This window comes from Pseudomonas sp. YL2, assembly GCF_023063025.1.
GTDB classification, from domain to species: domain Bacteria; phylum Pseudomonadota; class Gammaproteobacteria; order Pseudomonadales; family Pseudomonadaceae; genus Aquipseudomonas; species Aquipseudomonas putida_A.
This window is the reverse complement of the sequence record NZ_JAJSLU010000001.1, coordinates 295,608-311,459: the sequence shown is the minus strand read 5'-3', so window position 1 is coordinate 311,459 and position 15,852 is coordinate 295,608. Positions and strand designations below refer to the sequence as shown.

Annotated in this window: 12 protein-coding genes; 3 read left to right on the top strand and 9 right to left on the bottom strand. The window is 61.4% G+C overall.

Features of this window, described 5'->3' with window-relative positions:
- Positions 1-180: 180 nt before the first annotated feature.
- Together LVD08_RS01375 and LVD08_RS01370 are read right to left on the bottom strand one after the other, a co-directional pair.
- Complete coding sequence (locus tag LVD08_RS01375) at positions 181-2,157, bottom strand: methyl-accepting chemotaxis protein (RefSeq protein ID WP_247267214.1); 1,977 nt, start codon at positions 2,155-2,157, stop codon at positions 181-183.
- Between the two features lie 181 nt (positions 2,158-2,338).
- Positions 2,339-3,259 carry a LysR substrate-binding domain-containing protein gene (locus LVD08_RS01370; protein ID WP_247267213.1) on the bottom strand — a complete coding sequence of 307 codons (921 nt, stop codon included), beginning with the start codon at positions 3,257-3,259 and terminating at the stop codon, positions 2,339-2,341.
- A 159-nt stretch (positions 3,260-3,418) separates the two neighbouring features.
- Between LVD08_RS01370 and LVD08_RS01365 the strand changes: the two genes are divergently transcribed.
- Positions 3,419-4,816: a NorM family multidrug efflux MATE transporter gene (locus tag LVD08_RS01365; protein WP_247267212.1), complete on the top strand. Its 1,398-nt coding sequence runs from the start codon at positions 3,419-3,421 to the stop codon at positions 4,814-4,816.
- 127 nt (positions 4,817-4,943) lie between these two features.
- Here LVD08_RS01365 and LVD08_RS01360 read toward each other — a convergent pair whose 3' ends face one another.
- On the bottom strand, positions 4,944-6,617 hold the full coding sequence (locus tag LVD08_RS01360) for a putative bifunctional diguanylate cyclase/phosphodiesterase (protein ID WP_097089513.1): 1,674 nt from the start codon (positions 6,615-6,617) through the stop codon (positions 4,944-4,946).
- A 254-nt stretch (positions 6,618-6,871) separates the two neighbouring features.
- Between LVD08_RS01360 and rep the strand changes: the two genes are divergently transcribed.
- Together rep and LVD08_RS01350 are read left to right on the top strand one after the other, a co-directional pair.
- Positions 6,872-8,881: a DNA helicase Rep gene (gene rep / locus LVD08_RS01355; protein WP_247267211.1), complete on the top strand. Its 2,010-nt coding sequence runs from the start codon at positions 6,872-6,874 to the stop codon at positions 8,879-8,881.
- 55 nt (positions 8,882-8,936) lie between these two features.
- Positions 8,937-9,509, top strand: a complete 573-nt coding sequence (locus LVD08_RS01350) for a xanthine phosphoribosyltransferase (RefSeq protein WP_007962388.1) — start codon at positions 8,937-8,939, stop codon at positions 9,507-9,509.
- 129 nt (positions 9,510-9,638) lie between these two features.
- On the opposite strand, the gene LVD08_RS01345 is transcribed toward LVD08_RS01350, so the two are convergent.
- From LVD08_RS01345 to dadA, 6 genes are all read right to left on the bottom strand, one after another.
- Positions 9,639-11,561, bottom strand: coding sequence for an acetyl-CoA hydrolase/transferase C-terminal domain-containing protein (locus LVD08_RS01345; protein ID WP_247267210.1), 1,923 nt, complete (start codon positions 11,559-11,561; stop codon positions 9,639-9,641).
- 134 nt (positions 11,562-11,695) lie between these two features.
- Positions 11,696-12,112, bottom strand: a complete 417-nt coding sequence (locus LVD08_RS01340) for a c-type cytochrome (RefSeq protein WP_247267209.1) — start codon at positions 12,110-12,112, stop codon at positions 11,696-11,698.
- Between the two features lie 182 nt (positions 12,113-12,294).
- Complete coding sequence (locus LVD08_RS01335; RefSeq protein ID WP_007920393.1) at positions 12,295-12,843, bottom strand: cupin domain-containing protein; 549 nt, start codon at positions 12,841-12,843, stop codon at positions 12,295-12,297.
- An 88-nt stretch (positions 12,844-12,931) separates the two neighbouring features.
- Positions 12,932-14,005 (bottom strand): alanine racemase, encoded by a 1,074-nt coding sequence (gene alr, locus LVD08_RS01330; RefSeq protein WP_247267208.1) that lies wholly within the window; start codon positions 14,003-14,005, stop codon positions 12,932-12,934.
- Positions 14,006-14,099: 94 nt separating this feature from the next.
- The gene (locus LVD08_RS01325; protein WP_115988632.1) at positions 14,100-14,453 is read right to left on the bottom strand and encodes a RidA family protein; all 354 of its coding nucleotides are present in this window, start codon (positions 14,451-14,453) and stop codon (positions 14,100-14,102) included.
- Positions 14,425-15,729 carry a D-amino acid dehydrogenase gene (gene dadA, locus LVD08_RS01320; protein WP_247267207.1) on the bottom strand — a complete coding sequence of 435 codons (1,305 nt, stop codon included), beginning with the start codon at positions 15,727-15,729 and terminating at the stop codon, positions 14,425-14,427. Before dadA ends, LVD08_RS01325 begins: the two co-directional genes overlap by 29 nt.
- Between the last annotated feature and the right edge of the window lie 123 nt (positions 15,730-15,852).

The following is a 15,852-nucleotide window of genomic DNA, read 5'->3' as shown; positions in this document are numbered from 1 at the left end:
CTGCGGAAACGTTTCAGCAAGAAAAGATGAGAGACATATAGGATGATTTGCCATGGATCGGCGGCGTTGCATTCGCGAGCAGGCTCGCTCCCACAGAGTATTCGGGTGCTCAAACGATTTATGAGCTACCCCGGAAACTGTGGGAGCGAGCCTGCTCGCGAAAGCGATATCAAGGCTGTATTAACGGAAGCGATCAACCTCGGAACGCAGATCCGCCGCCAGCTTTTCAAGCTCTTTGGCGGTGACCGCGAGGTTCGACACCACCTCACGCTGCTCACTGTTGGCCAGCGCAATGCTCTGCAAATTGCTGCTCAACAATGTCGCGGTGCTGCTCTGCTCCTGAGTCGCGGTGGTAATCGCGGCGAACTGCTGCCCTGCCGAACGGCTCTGCTCATCGATCCGCGCCAGCGCCGATGCCACGTTGGCGTTGCGCGACAGGCCTTCCTGCATCAGCAGGTTGCCCTGCTCCATGGTGCTGATGGCGTTGCCGGTTTCCTGCTGGATGCTGTGAATCATCCCGGAGATTTCATCAGTGGCCTGACGGGTGCGCGACGCCAGGTTACGCACCTCATCGGCGACCACGGCAAAACCACGGCCCTGTTCACCGGCACGGGCCGCTTCGATGGCCGCGTTGAGCGCCAGCAGGTTGGTCTGTTCGGCAATCGAGGTGATCACACTGACAATGCCGCCGATTTCCTGGGAACGCTGGCCAAGGGTGTTGATCACGGTAGCCGTGGTGTTCAACGCACCAGCGATTTGCTCAAGCGACGAAGACGCTTCGTCCATGGAAGTACGACCGATCTGCGTCTGCTGAGCGTTTTCCTGGGCCAGACGCTGGGTGGCCCCCATGTTGTCGGCGATGTTCAGCGAGGTGGCGCTGAACTCTTCCACCGCGCCGGCCATGCTGGTGATTTCGCCGGACTGCTGTTCCATGCCTTCGTACGCACCGCCGGACAAACCGGACAGCGCCTGGGCGCGGCTGTTGACCTCTTCCGAGGAGCGGCGGATGTGTTCGACCATCGTCGATAGCGCCTGGCTCATCTGGTTGAACGCACGGGACAACTGTCCGATCTCGTCGTTGCTCGACACGCTCAGGCGCACGCTCAGATCACCTGCGCCCAGCGCTTCGGCCTGACGCACCAGATCACTCAGCGGCGCCAGTTTGCTGCGCAGCAACCACACCACCGAACCCACCGCCAACAGCATCGCCAGCAGGCTGCCGATGGCCAGTTGCGTGCCGACGCTCCAGGTCACCGCGCGAATCTCGGCTTTCGGCATGCTCGCCACTACCGCCCACGGCCCACCGTCGAACGGTACCGAAACACTGTAGAAATCTTCGTTCTTGTCGCCCCAGAACTGACCTTTGCCAGGGGTCTTGGCCAGAGCGCCAATCACCGTAACCGCCTGATCCAGCGCCTGGACACCCGCCGGGGCCACCAACCATTTGTTCTGCTCATCCAGCAGCGCCAGCGAACCGGTCTGGCCGATGCGGAAGCGTTTGAGGTTGTCGAACTGGGCGTTCTGCGCGTCGGTGTAGTCAAAACCAACGAACAACACCGCAATCACCTTGCCGCTGCTGTCGCGCACCGGGGTGTATTGGGTCATGTAGGAGCGATCAAACAGCAACGCGCGGCCGACGTAGCCTTGCCCGGCCATCAACTTCGCATAAGCCGGGTGCGCATGATCGAGCAAAGTGCCGATAGCGCGCGTGCCGTCCTGTTTGGTCAGCGAGGTGCTGACCCGCACGAAGTCTTCGCCGCTACGCACGAACAGCGTGGCAACGCCGGCGGTCATCTGCTTGAACTCGTCGACTTCCTTGAAGTTGTTGTTCAACACTTCGCTGCCCAGGTGCAGGCCCGGGGTCTGGGTGCCGGCGACGTTCACCGGTTCATCCGGGTGAATGCTCAGGCCCGCGCTGAAGCGCTTCTCGAACAGCCCGCTCAGGCGCTGGGTGCTTTCGCGCAGCGTGCCGTGGAAAGTGCTCAACTGGTCGGCCAGCAGCCGCGCCTCACTGGCGAGGTGCTCTTCACGGGTGGCGAGGTTGGCGGAATCCAGCGAACGCAGGGCGAACACCGTACTGCCGCTGATGACGATCGCCAGTATCACGGCGAGCGCGAGGCCCAGCTGCGAGGCGATCCGAGCGCGAGGTTGAGACATGGACAGCTCCTGGCCGAACTTGCCGATCCTCCTTGATCGCAGCTCGGATAATTTTCTAATGGGGGTGAATCGTGGATACCTGCACGGCGGTTCCACATGCACGTATTCGGCGGTAAAGCCGAATACTTGAGCGAACAGCAGGGTTATGGCACAAGGCCGGCATTGCGGCGGCTCTAACGTTTCAGCTCAAGCGCTTGACCACCGGCAGCGCCATGGCCCGCACTTCGCCTTGCAGGAAGTCGCTGAGACGGCGCAAACGTTCACCTCCCGGACGGGTTTTTGGCCATACCAGGTAATAATTCAGTCCGCTGGCGACCGCGGTCGGCCATGGCAGGCTCAGTCTTCCTTGCGCCACATCTTCGGCGACCATCAGCAGATCGCCCATCGACACCCCATAGCCTCGCGCCGCGGCGATCATCCCAAGTTCGAGGGTATCGAACACCTGTCCGCCCTTGAGCGAAACCTGATCGGACAGCCCCATATGTTCCAGCCAACTGCGCCAGTCGCGCCGATCCGGGGTCGGGTGCAGCAGTTCGGTGGAGGCCAGACGCTCGACATCCCACGGCTGATCATTCAGCAGGTTCGGTGCACCCACCGGTATCAGCTCTTCGGGAAACAGCAGGCTGGCCTCCCAGTCCGGCGGGAAGTGCCCATCGCTCAGCAGCACCGCGCAGTCGAAGGGTTCGTTGTTGAAGTCCACCGAATCCACGTCCATCCACGCACTGGTCAGCTGTACCTCATTGCCCGGTTGTAGATGGCGAAAGCGGCTGAGTCGCGCCAGCAGCCAGCGCATGGTCAGGGTCGAGGGCGCTTTCATGCGCAGGATGTCGTCTTCGGCGCGCAAGGTGTTGCAGGCGCGCTCCAGCGCCGCGAAACCATCGCGAATGCCGGGCAGCAGCAGCCGCGCCGACTCGGTGAGTTGCAGGTTGCGTCCGCTGCGGTGAAACAGCTTGCAGGCGAAATGCTCTTCCAGCGTCTTGATGTGCCGGCTGACTGCACTCTGGGTGATCGACAACTCCTCGGCCGCGCGGGTGAACGAGCTTTGCCGCGCCGCCGCTTCGAATGCGCGCAGGGCATACAAGGGTGGAAGACGACGGGACATACACAAAGCTCCTTTGGCGGCATCCGGCCAACCCGGCGAGTTCTTCTCATGATGAGTTTTAATCATGCCACCCATCCTTTTTATCCTTTTGTGCAAACCCTGCCAAGCGCCGAGAATCGACGGTCTCTTGTTCCCTCTGATTGATGGGTGGTGATGACCATGCAGCATCCTGTGCGTACCGAACTCTGGGCCATCCTGCGGCTGGCGGGGCCGTTGATTGCTTCGCAGTTGGCGCACATGCTGATGGTGCTGACCGACACCCTGATGATGGCGCGCCTCAGCCCCGAAGCCCTGGCCGGCGGCGGACTGGGGGCAGCGAGTTATTCATTCGTGTCGATTTTCTGCATCGGCGTGATTGCAGCGGTCGGCACGCTGGTGGCGATCCGTCAGGGTGCCGGCGACATCATCGGCGCGACCCGCCTGACTCAGGCCGGGTTGTGGCTGGCGTGGCTGATGGCGCTGGGCGCCGGGTTGCTGCTGTGGAATCTGAAACCGGTGTTGCTGCTGTTCGGCCAGACCGAAACCAACGTCAACGCTGCTGGACAATTTTTGATCGCCCTGCCCTTCGCCCTGCCCGGCTACCTGAGCTTCATGGCCCTGCGCGGCTTTACCAGTGCGATCGGCCGGGCAACCCCGGTGATGGTCATCAGCCTCGGCGGCACCGTGGCCAATTTCCTGCTCAATTACGCGCTGATCACCGGCATGTTCGGCCTGCCGAAACTGGGGTTGACCGGCATCGGTCTGGTCACGGCAATCGTTGCCAACTGCATGGCGCTGGCCCTCGCCTGGCACATTCGCCGGCACCCGGCCTACGACGCCTACCCATTGCGCGCCGGCCTGTCACGGCCAAATCGTCAGTATCTGAAAGAACTGTGGCGCCTCGGCCTGCCGATTGGCGGCACCTACGCGGTGGAAGTCGGACTGTTTGCCTTCGCGGCGCTGTGCATGGGCACCATGGGCAGCACGCAACTCGGCGCACACCAGATCGCTCTGCAGATCGTTTCGGTGGCGTTCATGGTGCCGGCGGGGATGTCCTACGCGATCACCATGCGCGTCGGCCAGCACTACGGCGCCGGGCAACTGAGCGATGCGCGAATGTCTGGCCGGGTCGGCATCGTTTTTGGTGCGGTGGTGATGCTGGGTTTTGCGATGGTGTTCTGGCTGCTGCCGAATCAACTTGTCGGGCTGTTCCTCAATCACAACGACCCGGCGTTTGCCGAAGTCATTCGTCTGGCGGTGAGCCTGTTGGCGGTGGCGGCATGGTTCGAATTGTTTGACGGCACGCAGACCATCGCCATGGGCTGCATCCGCGGGCTCAAGGATGCGAAAACCACGTTTCTGGTCGGCCTCGCTTGTTATTGGTTGATTGGCGCACCGGCGGCGTGGTGGATGGCGTTCCATTTGAACTGGGGGCCGACTGGCGTCTGGTGGGGTCTGGCGCTGGGCCTGGCCTGCGCGGCAGTGAGCCTGACCCTGGCGTTTGAATGGAAGATGAAGCGGATGATTCAGCGCGAACCTCTGTCATCAAACCAGTACACAGTCGCTCAGGCAGACTGAGATTCCCTTGTGGGAGCGGGCTTGCTCGCGAAAGCGGTGGGTCAGGCAGCCTATGCTTTGACTGACACGACGCCTTCGCGAGCAAGCCCGCTCCCACAGGGATTCATGCCTAACCCGGAGATTGCGTTCAGCTCACGATTTCGAGGGCTGGCTGCTGGCTAGAGCCGAAGGTCAGGTATTCAACCAGCTCTGCCAACGGCAACGGCCGGCTGATCAGATAACCCTGCACCTGATCACAGCCAAACCCGCGCAATAACTCCAGTTGCTCAGGGGTTTCCACCCCCTCGGCCACCACTTCCAGATGCAGGTTATGCGCGAGGTTGATCATCGCGTGCACCAGTTTGCGGTTCTCTTCGCGCTGCTCCATGCCGCCGACAAAGCTTTTGTCGATCTTCAGCAAGGTGATCGGCAGGCTGTTGAGGTGCACGAACGACGAGAAACCGGTGCCAAAGTCATCCAGTGAGAAACGCACGCCGAGACGGCCGAGGGCGTCCATGGTCTGTTTGACCAGATCGCTGCGGCGCATGACGGCGGTTTCGGTGAGTTCAAATTCCAGCCACTGCGCCTCGACCCCACGCTCGGCAATCAGCCGACTGAGCGTCGGCAGCAACTGGCTGTCCTGAAACTGGCGGAACGACAGGTTGATCGCCATGTGCAGCGCCGGCAGCCCGCGCTCGCGCAGTGCCTGCATGTCGCGCAACGCGCGGGAAATCACCCAGTAGCCCAGCGGCACGATCAGACCGCTCTGCTCGGCCAGCGGCACGAATTCGCTCGGTGGCAGCAGACCGCGCTCGCCATGGCGCCAGCGCACCAGGGCTTCGAGGCCGACGATCTGCCCGTCTGCAAGATTCAGCCGTGGCTGGTAGTGCAACTCCAGCTCATCGCGGCGCAAGGCCCGGCGCAGCTCACTTTCGAGGTCGGCCATGCTCCGTGCGTTGCGGTTGATGCGTTCGTTGAAGATATGGAAGGTGCAGCCCTGCGTGCTCTTGGCCTGCTGCATGGCAATGTGCGCGTGCCACATCAGTGGGTCGGCACCACCCTGTGCACGGGCATGGGCGATGCCGAGGCTGGAGCCGATCAACAGGCTTTCGCCATCGACCCAATACGGTTCGGCCAGGGCTTCGGTAATGCGTTCGGCCATCCACTCGGCGCGTTGCGGCGCGCGGCGGGTGTCGATCAGCAAGGCAAACTCGTCGCTGCCCAGCCGCGCCAGTTGATCCCCGGCCTCAAGCTGACTTTTCAGCCGCGCGACGACTTGCAGGATCAAGCGATCGCCGGCCTGATGACCGAGGGCGTCGTTGGCGTGACGGAAGTTGTCGAGATCGAGATGCCCGAGGGCCAGACCACGGCCGTCGTTTTCCGCCAGGCGCGCCGCGAGCAGGGTCTGGAAGCCCTGGCGGTTGGCGATGCCGGTCAGAGGATCCTGTTCGGCCAGGCGTTGCAGGGTGTTTTCGAGGACGCCGCGTTCACGCACATGGCGCAGACAACGGCGCAGCATGCCGGCGTCGAGGGCGTCGAACACCAGCCAGTCGCTGACACCCACCGGCGCGGTGACCGGCTCGTGATCCAGCAGCAACACCGTCGGCAGGCTGCAACGACCCGGGGCCGGCTGCAACGCGGGGACGGTCAACAGCACCGCGTGGCGATTGTCTTCGAACAGACTGCTGACCGACTCCCAGCTCGGTGCGCTGATCAGCACCGCCGCGCTCCCCATCGGAGCCAGACACTCGCGCAATAACGCTGTCCACGCTGGCTCTTCGGCCAGTAGCAGCAAACGCAAGGGTTCGACAGGCGTAGACAAGCTAGCTCCCTAGACTCTGCAATGATGTGGGCGGGGCATTATGCCGTTGCGATGTTCAATGACAACGATTATCAGAACGTTATTTTGTGTCACGAATGAGAACATTAGCCGCAAAATCACCGTGTATCCTCCGCGAAAGTAACAAAACCGGCAAATTTGAATCGCGTGGTACGTCACAAGTCGGACAGAGCAGCACAAATCGCTGAGCCTGTTAAAATGCCGGCCCATTTCGTCAACGACTCCCGAATTTTCGTATGTCCCGACTCAATCCCCGGCAGCAAGAAGCCGTGAACTACGTCGGCGGCCCTCTATTGGTGCTCGCCGGCGCTGGCTCCGGCAAGACCAGCGTGATTACCCGCAAGATCGCGCACCTGATCCAGAACTGTGGCATCCGCGCCCAGTACATCGTCGCCATGACCTTTACCAACAAGGCTGCGCGCGAGATGAAGGAGCGGGTCGGCACCCTGCTGCGTGCCGGCGAAGGCCGCGGCCTGACGGTCTGCACCTTCCACAACCTGGGCCTGAACATTATCCGCAAGGAGCATGCGCGGCTGGGCTACAAACCCGGCTTCTCGATCTTTGACGAGACCGACGTCAAAGCCCTGATGACCGACATCATGCAGAAGGAATACGCAGGCGACGACGGCGTCGACGAGATCAAGAACATGATCGGCGCCTGGAAAAACGATCTGATCCTGCCGGCCCAGGCGCTGGAAAACGCGCGCAATCCGAAAGAACAGACCGCTGCCATCGTCTACACCCACTACCAGCGCACGCTCAAGGCGTTCAACGCGGTGGACTTCGACGACCTGATCCTGCTGCCGGTAAAGCTCTTCGAAGAGCACGCCGATATTCTCGAAAAGTGGCAGAACAAGGTGCGCTACCTGCTGGTCGACGAATACCAGGACACCAACGCCAGCCAGTACCTGCTGGTGAAGATGCTGATCGGCAAGCGTAACCAGTTCACCGTGGTGGGCGACGACGACCAGTCGATCTATGCCTGGCGTGGTGCACGGCCGGAAAACCTGATGCTGCTCAAGGATGACTACCCGTCGCTGAAAGTGGTGATGCTCGAGCAGAACTACCGCTCCACCAGCCGCATCCTGCGCTGCGCCAACGTGCTGATCTCGAACAACCCGCACGAATTCGAAAAACAGCTGTGGAGTGAGATGGGTCACGGCGACGAGATTCGCGTGATCCGCTGCCGCAACGAGGACGCCGAAGCCGAGCGCGTGGCCATGGAAATCCTCAGCCTGCACTTGCGTACCGACCGCCCGTACAGCGATTTCGCGATCCTCTATCGCGGCAACTACCAGGCCAAGCTGATCGAACTGAAGTTGCAGCACCACCAGGTGCCGTACCGCCTGAGCGGCGGCAACAGCTTCTTTGGCCGTCAGGAAGTGAAGGACCTGATGGCCTACTTCCGCCTGATCGTGAACCCGGACGACGACAACGCCTTCCTGCGCGTGATCAACGTGCCGCGCCGGGAAATCGGCTCGACCACCCTGGAAAAACTCGGCAACTACGCCACCGAACGCAAGATCTCGATGTACGCCGCGACCGACGAAATCGGCCTGGGCGAGCATCTGGACAGCCGCTTCACCGATCGCCTGTCGCGCTTCAAGCGCTTCATGGACAAGGTGCGCGAGCAGTGTGCCGGCGAAGACCCGATCTCGGCGCTGCGCAGCATGGTCATGGACATCGACTATGAGAACTGGCTGCGCACCAACAGCTCCAGCGACAAGGCTGCCGACTACCGGATGAGCAACGTCTGGTTCTTGATCGAGGCGTTGAAAAACACCCTCGAGAAGGACGAAGAAGGTGAGATGACCGTCGAGGACGCCATCGGCAAACTGGTCCTGCGCGACATGCTCGAGCGTCAGCAGGAAGAAGAGGACGGCGCCGAAGGCGTGCAGATGATGACCCTTCATGCCTCCAAGGGCCTGGAATTCCCTTACGTGTTCATCATGGGCATGGAAGAGGAAATCCTCCCGCACCGCTCCAGCATCGAAGCCGACACCATCGAAGAGGAACGCCGCCTGGCCTACGTGGGCATCACCCGCGCGCGCCAGACCCTGGCCTTCACCTTCGCCGCCAAGCGCAAACAGTACGGCGAGATCATCGATTGTGCGCCCAGCCGCTTCCTTGATGAGCTGCCGCCGGACGACCTGGCGTGGGAAGGCAACGACGACACACCGACCGAAGTCAAAGCCGTGCGCGGCAATAGCGCATTGGCTGATATACGCGCGATGTTAAAGCGCTAGAATTGACCACTTTTTTAAAGCTTAGGGCGCACAGGCGCTGAACGAGGACAGCTTCATGGAAGCATTGCAGCAGAAAATCCGCGAACAAGGCATCGTGCTTTCCGACCAGGTCCTGAAGGTCGACGCCTTCCTGAACCACCAGATCGACCCGGCCCTGATGAAGCTGATCGGCGACGAATTCGCCACGCTGTTCAAGGATTCGGGCATCACCAAGATCGTCACCATCGAAGCCTCGGGCATTGCCCCGGCGATCATGACCGGTCTGAACCTCGGCGTGCCGGTGATCTTCGCCCGCAAGCAACAGTCTCTGACCCTGACCGAAAACCTGCTGTCGGCGACCGTTTACTCGTTCACCAAGAAGACCGAAAGCACCGTGGCCATCTCGCCGCGTCATCTGACCAGCAGCGACCGCGTGCTGATCATCGACGACTTCCTGGCCAACGGTAAGGCTTCGCAGGCGCTGATCTCGATCATCAAACAGGCTGGCGCCACCGTCGCCGGTCTGGGCATCGTGATCGAGAAGTCGTTCCAGGGCGGCCGTGCCGAGCTGGATTCCCAGGGCTATCGCGTTGAATCGCTGGCCCGCGTGAAATCGCTGAAGGATGGCGTCGTTACCTTCATCGAATAAACCACACCGCATTACCCCCTGTGGGAGCGGGCTTGCTCGCGAAGGCGTCGTGTCAGTCGACATATTCTTCGACTGATACACCGCCTTCGCGAGCAAGCCCGCTCCCACAGTGGTTTTTGGGGTGAGCCGTCACTGCGCGGTGGCCTTCAGGCCGGTGAGCAGCAGACGCTGGAACAGCTCTTCTTTCAGGCCTTCCGGGTTGGTCAGTTGCATACGTTCAAGGTGTTCGGGGAACGTCGAAGCCTCCGGCGCATCTAGCGCAGCCTTGCCCAGCTCCAATATCTCACTCAGCTTGAACTTGCTCTTCAGCCAGTTCAGCGCCCGCAGCAGATCCCGCTCGATCGCGGTGAAATCACAACCCAGCGGATACTCGGGAAACAGATTCGGATGCTTCGCGGCGATCGCCTGCAAGCGTTGCGGGGTGTTGTCGACAAAGCGCGGATCGAGGCGGAAATCCTTCGGCAGTTTGCCAACCTTCTGTGCCTGCTCGATCAACCCCGGTTGGAAGCGTGAATCGCTGATATTGAGCAACGACTCGATCACCACCGCATCGGACTTGCCTCGCAGATCGGCAATGCCGTATTCGGTGACCACGATGTCGCGCAGGTGCCGTGGAATCGTGCAATGGCCGTACTCCCAGACGATGTTCGAGCTGACCTCGCCGCCGGACTCGCGCCAGCTGCGCAGGATCAGAATCGAGCGCGCATCGTGCAGCGCGTGGCCCTGGGCGACAAAGTTGTATTGCCCGCCGACGCCGCTGAGCACCCGCCCGTCTTCCAGTTGATCGGCCACACCGGCGCCCAACAGCGTCATGGTGAACACGGTGTTGATGAATCGCGCATCAAGGCGCTGCAAGCGCTTGAGCTCTTCCTGCCCGTACAGCTCGTTGATGTAGCTGATGCGGGTCATGTTGAATTCGAGGCACTTGCTCTGCGGCAACTCACGCAGGCGCTCGTAGAAACTGCGCGGGCCGAGGAAGAAGCCGCCGTGCACCGAGATGCCATCGGTCTGCGCCGACTCATCGAGGGTGCCGGCGTTGGCCTGCTCCTGAGTGTGCACGTCGGGGTAGACCTTGCGCCGGATGATCCCGGCATCGGCCAGCACCAGCAGGCCGTTGACGAACATTTCGCTGCAGCCATACAGGCCTTTGGCGAATGGCGCAGTGCCGCCCTCGCGCTCGATCAACTGCGCCCACTGGCTGAGATTGATGTCATTAAGCAGGGCTTGGTAACCGGCGTTGTCTGCCTGCCGCGCAAGCAGTGCGGCGGTCAGTGCATCGCCCATCGAGCCGATGCCGATCTGCAAGGTGCCGCCGTCGCGCACCAGCGTACTGGCGTGCAGGCCGATGAAATGATCCTGAAAGCCCACCGGCATGTTCGGCGTGGAAAACAGCGTGCTGCTGTCCTTCGCGTCGATCAGCAGGTCGAAGGTATCGATATCGACTTCGGCATCGCCGGGCAAGTACGGCAGATCGGTGTGCACTTGACCGACCAGCAAAATGGTCTCCCCGGCGTCGCGACGTTTGGCGATCATTGGCAACAGGTCGAGGGTGATGTCCGGGTTGCAGCTCAGGCTCAGACGATCGGGATGTTCGCTGCTGCTGGCGAGCAATTGCGCCACCAGATTGAGGCCGGCGGCATTGATGTCGCGGGCGGCGTGGCTGTAGTTGCTGCTGACGTAATCCTGCTGGGCCGGCGCGCTGTTGAGCAGGCTGCCGGGCTGCATGAAGAACTGTTCGATACGGATGTTGGCGGGCAGGCTGTCACGCTGCAGATCGGCGAGGAAATCGAATTCGGGGTAATCGCCGAACACGCGCTCGACGAAGGGTTCGATGAAGCGCTTCTGCAGACCGTCGCCCAGCGTCGGCCGCCCCAGGCACAGCGCGGTGTACATTGTCAGTTGTCGCTCGGGCAGATCCTTGATCCGCCGGTACAGCGCGTTGACGAAGTGATTGGGCTTGCCCAGCCCCAGCGGCATGCCCATATGGATATGCGCCGGCAGACGTGCAAGCACCTCGTCCACTGCCTGTTCGATCGAACACAACTGCACCATCTGAAGCCTCCTGCCCGTTCCGTGAATAGAGGTAGACCGAGCTTGCCTCGACTTTGCTGCAAAGGACAGCGAAGCCGTGAATCGCAGGCACAAAAAAACCGTCCGGAGACGGTTTTTTTCGTCAGAAGCGCGGCTTATTTCAGACCGGACATCTTCTGGATCGCACCTTTCAACTCGTCGTCCGAGCAATCGGCACAGGTGCCTTTTGGCGGCATGGAATTGATGCCGGAGATGGCTTTTGCGAGCAGGCCGTCAACGCCACCTTCCTTCTTGGAGCGCTCGCCCCAGGCAGCCGCGTCGCCGATTTTTGGTGCGCCCAGCAGACCCGTGCCGTGGCAAGCGTTGCAATGTTTTGCAATCACTTCATCCGGCGTCTTCGCCCCACCACCGCCGCCAGCGGAGGCAGCGACTTCCATCCCTTTGCATTCCTGCCCCTGAACGCACACCTGGCCGACCGGCTCGAGGCGCTTGGCAATATCGTCATTCGTCGCAGCTTGAGCGCTGACAGCCCAGAGGGCCAGTAGGGTTGCTGGTGCGGCCAGCATTTTCATAATTAGGTTCACGCGTTCACCCTCAATGGTGGCTATTCACGCCTGCGGCCACGGTTCGCAGGCGGGCGCAAGTATAGCGGGTAGCCCGCCACACTGAAACAACCCCATAGTCGAAGGGGTTATACCGCGCGGTGGAAAAACTCTGCGGGCACCTTCGCCGTTATGGCCTGGCGCCTCTATCGTTAAAAATTTGCCGGCGTGGCTGCGCTGATTAGTCGCGCAGGCGCGTCGAACGGATTACGGAAACGATGCGGCTTGGTACTTTCAAAATAGTAGCTGTCGCCGGCTTCGAGAATAAAAGTTTCGAGGCCCACCACCAATTCCAGACGACCTTCCACCAGGATCCCGGTTTCTTCGCCTTCATGGGTGAGCATTTCTTCACCGGTATCGGCGCCCGGCGGGTAAATTTCGTTGAGGAACGCGATGGCCCGGCTCGGGTGCGCGCGGCCGACCAGTTTCATGGTCACGGCGCCGTCGGAGATGTCGATCAGCTCGTTGGCCTTGTAGACGATCTGGGTCGGCACTTCCTGCAGGATTTCTTCGGAAAAGAACTCGACCATGGACATGGGAATCCCGCCCAGAACCTTCCTCAGCGAACTGATCGAAGGGCTGACGCTGTTCTTTTCGATCATCGAAATGGTGCTGTTGGTGACGCCCGCACGTTTTGCGAGTTCACGCTGGGAAAGCCCTTTGAGCTTGCGGATCGATTGCAGTCGTTCACCGACGTCCAAGGCGGGAGCCTCCTGATGTTGTAAGAATATTGAGCGTTATCATGGCGACAGCGTTCAGTATTTACAACACTTGGCCCCCGCAGTGGCCTCAACCCTCGGAATAGAGCCTTGGCACGCGACGCAGGTTGCAGAAGATCTGGTAGGGAATGGTGTCCGCCCACTGCGCCACTTCGCTGGCGAGGATGTTTTTGCCCCACAGTTCGACGGTCGAACCGAGGTCCGCTTCCGGCACATCGGTGAGGTCGATGCAGAGCATGTCCATCGATACGCGGCCAAGCAGCCGGCTGCGTTTGCCGGCCACCAGCACCGGCGTGCCGGTCGGGGCATGACGCGGGTAGCCATCGGCATAGCCCATGGCAACCACACCGATGCGCATCGGCTTGTCGGTGATGAATTTGGCGCCATAGCCGATCGGCTCGCCGGCGGGCAGTTCGCGCACGCAGATGACTTTCGATTCGAGGGTCATCACCGGTTGCAGACGCTCGGCCACGGCGTTGGCTTCTTCGAACGGGGTCGCGCCGTAGAGCATGATGCCCGGGCGCACCCAGTCACTGTGGATCTGCGGCCAACCGAGCACGGCCGGCGAGTTGCGCAGGCTGACTTCGGCAGCCAGACCCTGACGCGCCGCTTCGAACACCGCGACCTGATCGGCGCTGCTCTGCTCATGCAGTTCATCGGCGCGGGCGAAGTGGCTCATCAGCACGATTTTCGCCACTTTGCCGCTGGCCAGCAGGCGCTGGTAGGCCGCCGCGTAGTCCTTCGGATGCAGGCCGACGCGGTGCATGCCGGAATCGAGCTTGAGCCACACGGTGATCGGTTTGCTCAATGCCGTCTGCTCGATGGCTTCGAGTTGCCACAGCGAATGCACCACGGTCCAGAAATCATGCTCGACGATCAGCGCCAACTCATCAGCTTCGAAGATGCCTTCGAGCAACAACACCGGGGCCTTGATGCCGGCCGCGCGCAGCTCCAGCGCTTCTTCGATGCAGGCAACGGCAAACCCGTCGGCCTCGGCTTCCAGCGCCTGGGCGCAACGCACCGCACCATGACCATAGGCATCAGCCTTGATCACCGCCAGCGCCTTGGCGCCGGTGACTTCGCGGGCAATTCGGTAGTTGTGTCGCAGGGCTTCTAGGTCGATCAGGGCACGGGCAGGACGCATGGCGGCAGACTTCTAGGCGGTCATGGAAATAAAAACCGGCGCCGACTGACGACGTGAACCGCCAACAGCGCCGGGAGAGGGATCTTTGAATCGGTTACGGCAACGCGGCGACGATGGAAATCTCGACCAGGATGTTCGGCTTGGCCATCTTCGCTTCGACGGTGGCGCGGGCCGGCGCGGCGCCTTTGGGCAGCCACTGATCCCACACCGAGTTCATCCCGGCAAAGTGCGCCGCGATGTCATTCAGGTAGATCGTTGCCGACAGCAGATGCTGCTTGTCAGTACCGGACAGATCCAGCAAACGCTCGATATTGGCGAGCACCTCGCGGGTCTGCTGTTCGACCCCGGCGTCGAAGTCGTCGCCGACCTGTCCGGCCAGATACACGGTGCCGTTGTGGGTGACGATCTGACTCATGCGCTCATTGGTGAGCTGGCGCTGGATTGCCATGTTTTGCGGACTCCTGAGGCTTGTTGCCGTAACGGGAAATATCGAGGCCTTCGGCGCTGATCTGCGGCTTTTTCTTCGCCATCAGATCGGCCAGCAAACGACCGGAACCGCACGCCATGGTCCAACCCAGGGTGCCGTGACCGGTGTTGAGGAACAGGTTCTTGAACGGCGTGGCGCCCACGATCGGCGTGCCGTCCGGGGTGGTCGGACGCAGACCGGTCCAGAAGCACGCCTCGGCCAGATTGCCGCCCTGAGGATAAAGGTCGTTGACGATCATCTCCAGGGTTTCACGCCGACGCGGGTTCAGCGACAGGTCAAAACCGGCGATTTCCGCCATGCCGCCGACGCGGATGCGGTTATCGAAACGGGTGATCGCGACCTTGTAGGTCTCGTCGAGAATGGTCGAGGTCGGGGCCATGGCCGGGTTGGTGATCGGCACGGTCAGCGAGTAACCCTTGAGCGGATACACCGGCGCCTTGATGCCCAGCGGCTTGAGCAGTTGCGGTGAGTAGCTGCCGAGGGCCAGCACGTAGCGGTCGGCGGTTTCCAGCTTGCCGTCGATCCATACACCGTTGATGCGATCACCGGCGTAGTCGAGGCGCTGGATGTCCTGGCCGAAGCGGAATTCCACACCAAGTTTCACGGCCATTTCCGCCAGGCGCGTAGTGAACATCTGGCAGTCGCCGGTCTGGTCGTTCGGCAGACGCAGAGCACCGGCGAGGATGTCGGTGACATTGGCCAGGGCCGGCTCGACACGGGCAATGCCGGCGCGGTCGAGGACTTCAAACGGCACGCCGGACTCTTTCAGCACGGCGATGTCTTTAGCGGCGCCATCGAGCTGTGCCTGAGTGCGGAATAGCTGGGTGGTACCGAGGCTGCGGCCTTCGTAAGCGATGCCGGTTTCGGCGCGCAGTTCATCGAGGCAGTCGCGACTGTACTCGGACAGACGCACCATGCGCTCCTTGTTCACTGCGTAACGGCTGGCGGTGCAGTTGCGCAGCATCTGCGCCATCCACAGGTACTGGTCGATGTCGGCGGTGGCCTTGATCGCCAGCGGCGCGTGGCGCTGCAGCAACCACTTGATGGCCTTGAGCGGCACACCCGGCGCAGCCCATGGCGAGGCATAACCCGGCGACACCTGGCCGGCGTTGGCGAAACTGGTCTCCATGGCCACGGCTGGCTGCCGGTCGACCACCACCACTTCAAACCCGGCACGGGCCAGATAGTAAGCACTGGCGGTACCGATAACGCCGCTACCCAAGACCATTACGCGCATTTTTGTATCCCTCATCGCGGCAGGGCCGCGTACGTCTGTTGTTAGAGCAATGATGCGCGCAGTGTAAAAAAGAATGGCCAGTGCATTTCACTATATAAGCGCCTATATTTGGCGACAATTCTC

Excerpts from the sequence above, each read along its gene's own strand:
- LVD08_RS01375 (WP_247267214.1), bottom strand. The coding sequence starts at position 2,157 with ATGTCTCAACCTCGCGCTCGGATCGCCTCGCAGCTGGGCCTCGCGCTC.
- LVD08_RS01370 (WP_247267213.1), bottom strand. The coding sequence starts at position 3,259 with ATGTCCCGTCGTCTTCCACCCTTGTATGCCCTGCGCGCATTCGAAGCG.
- LVD08_RS01365 (WP_247267212.1), top strand. The coding sequence starts at position 3,419 with ATGCAGCATCCTGTGCGTACCGAACTCTGGGCCATCCTGCGGCTGGCG.
- rep (WP_247267211.1), top strand. The coding sequence starts at position 6,872 with ATGTCCCGACTCAATCCCCGGCAGCAAGAAGCCGTGAACTACGTCGGC.
- LVD08_RS01350 (WP_007962388.1), top strand. The coding sequence starts at position 8,937 with ATGGAAGCATTGCAGCAGAAAATCCGCGAACAAGGCATCGTGCTTTCC.
- LVD08_RS01345 (WP_247267210.1), bottom strand. The coding sequence starts at position 11,561 with ATGGTGCAGTTGTGTTCGATCGAACAGGCAGTGGACGAGGTGCTTGCA.
- LVD08_RS01340 (WP_247267209.1), bottom strand. The coding sequence starts at position 12,112 with ATGAAAATGCTGGCCGCACCAGCAACCCTACTGGCCCTCTGGGCTGTC.
- alr (WP_247267208.1), bottom strand. The coding sequence starts at position 14,005 with ATGCGTCCTGCCCGTGCCCTGATCGACCTAGAAGCCCTGCGACACAAC.
- LVD08_RS01325 (WP_115988632.1), bottom strand. The coding sequence starts at position 14,453 with ATGGCAATCCAGCGCCAGCTCACCAATGAGCGCATGAGTCAGATCGTC.
- dadA (WP_247267207.1), bottom strand. The coding sequence starts at position 15,729 with ATGCGCGTAATGGTCTTGGGTAGCGGCGTTATCGGTACCGCCAGTGCT.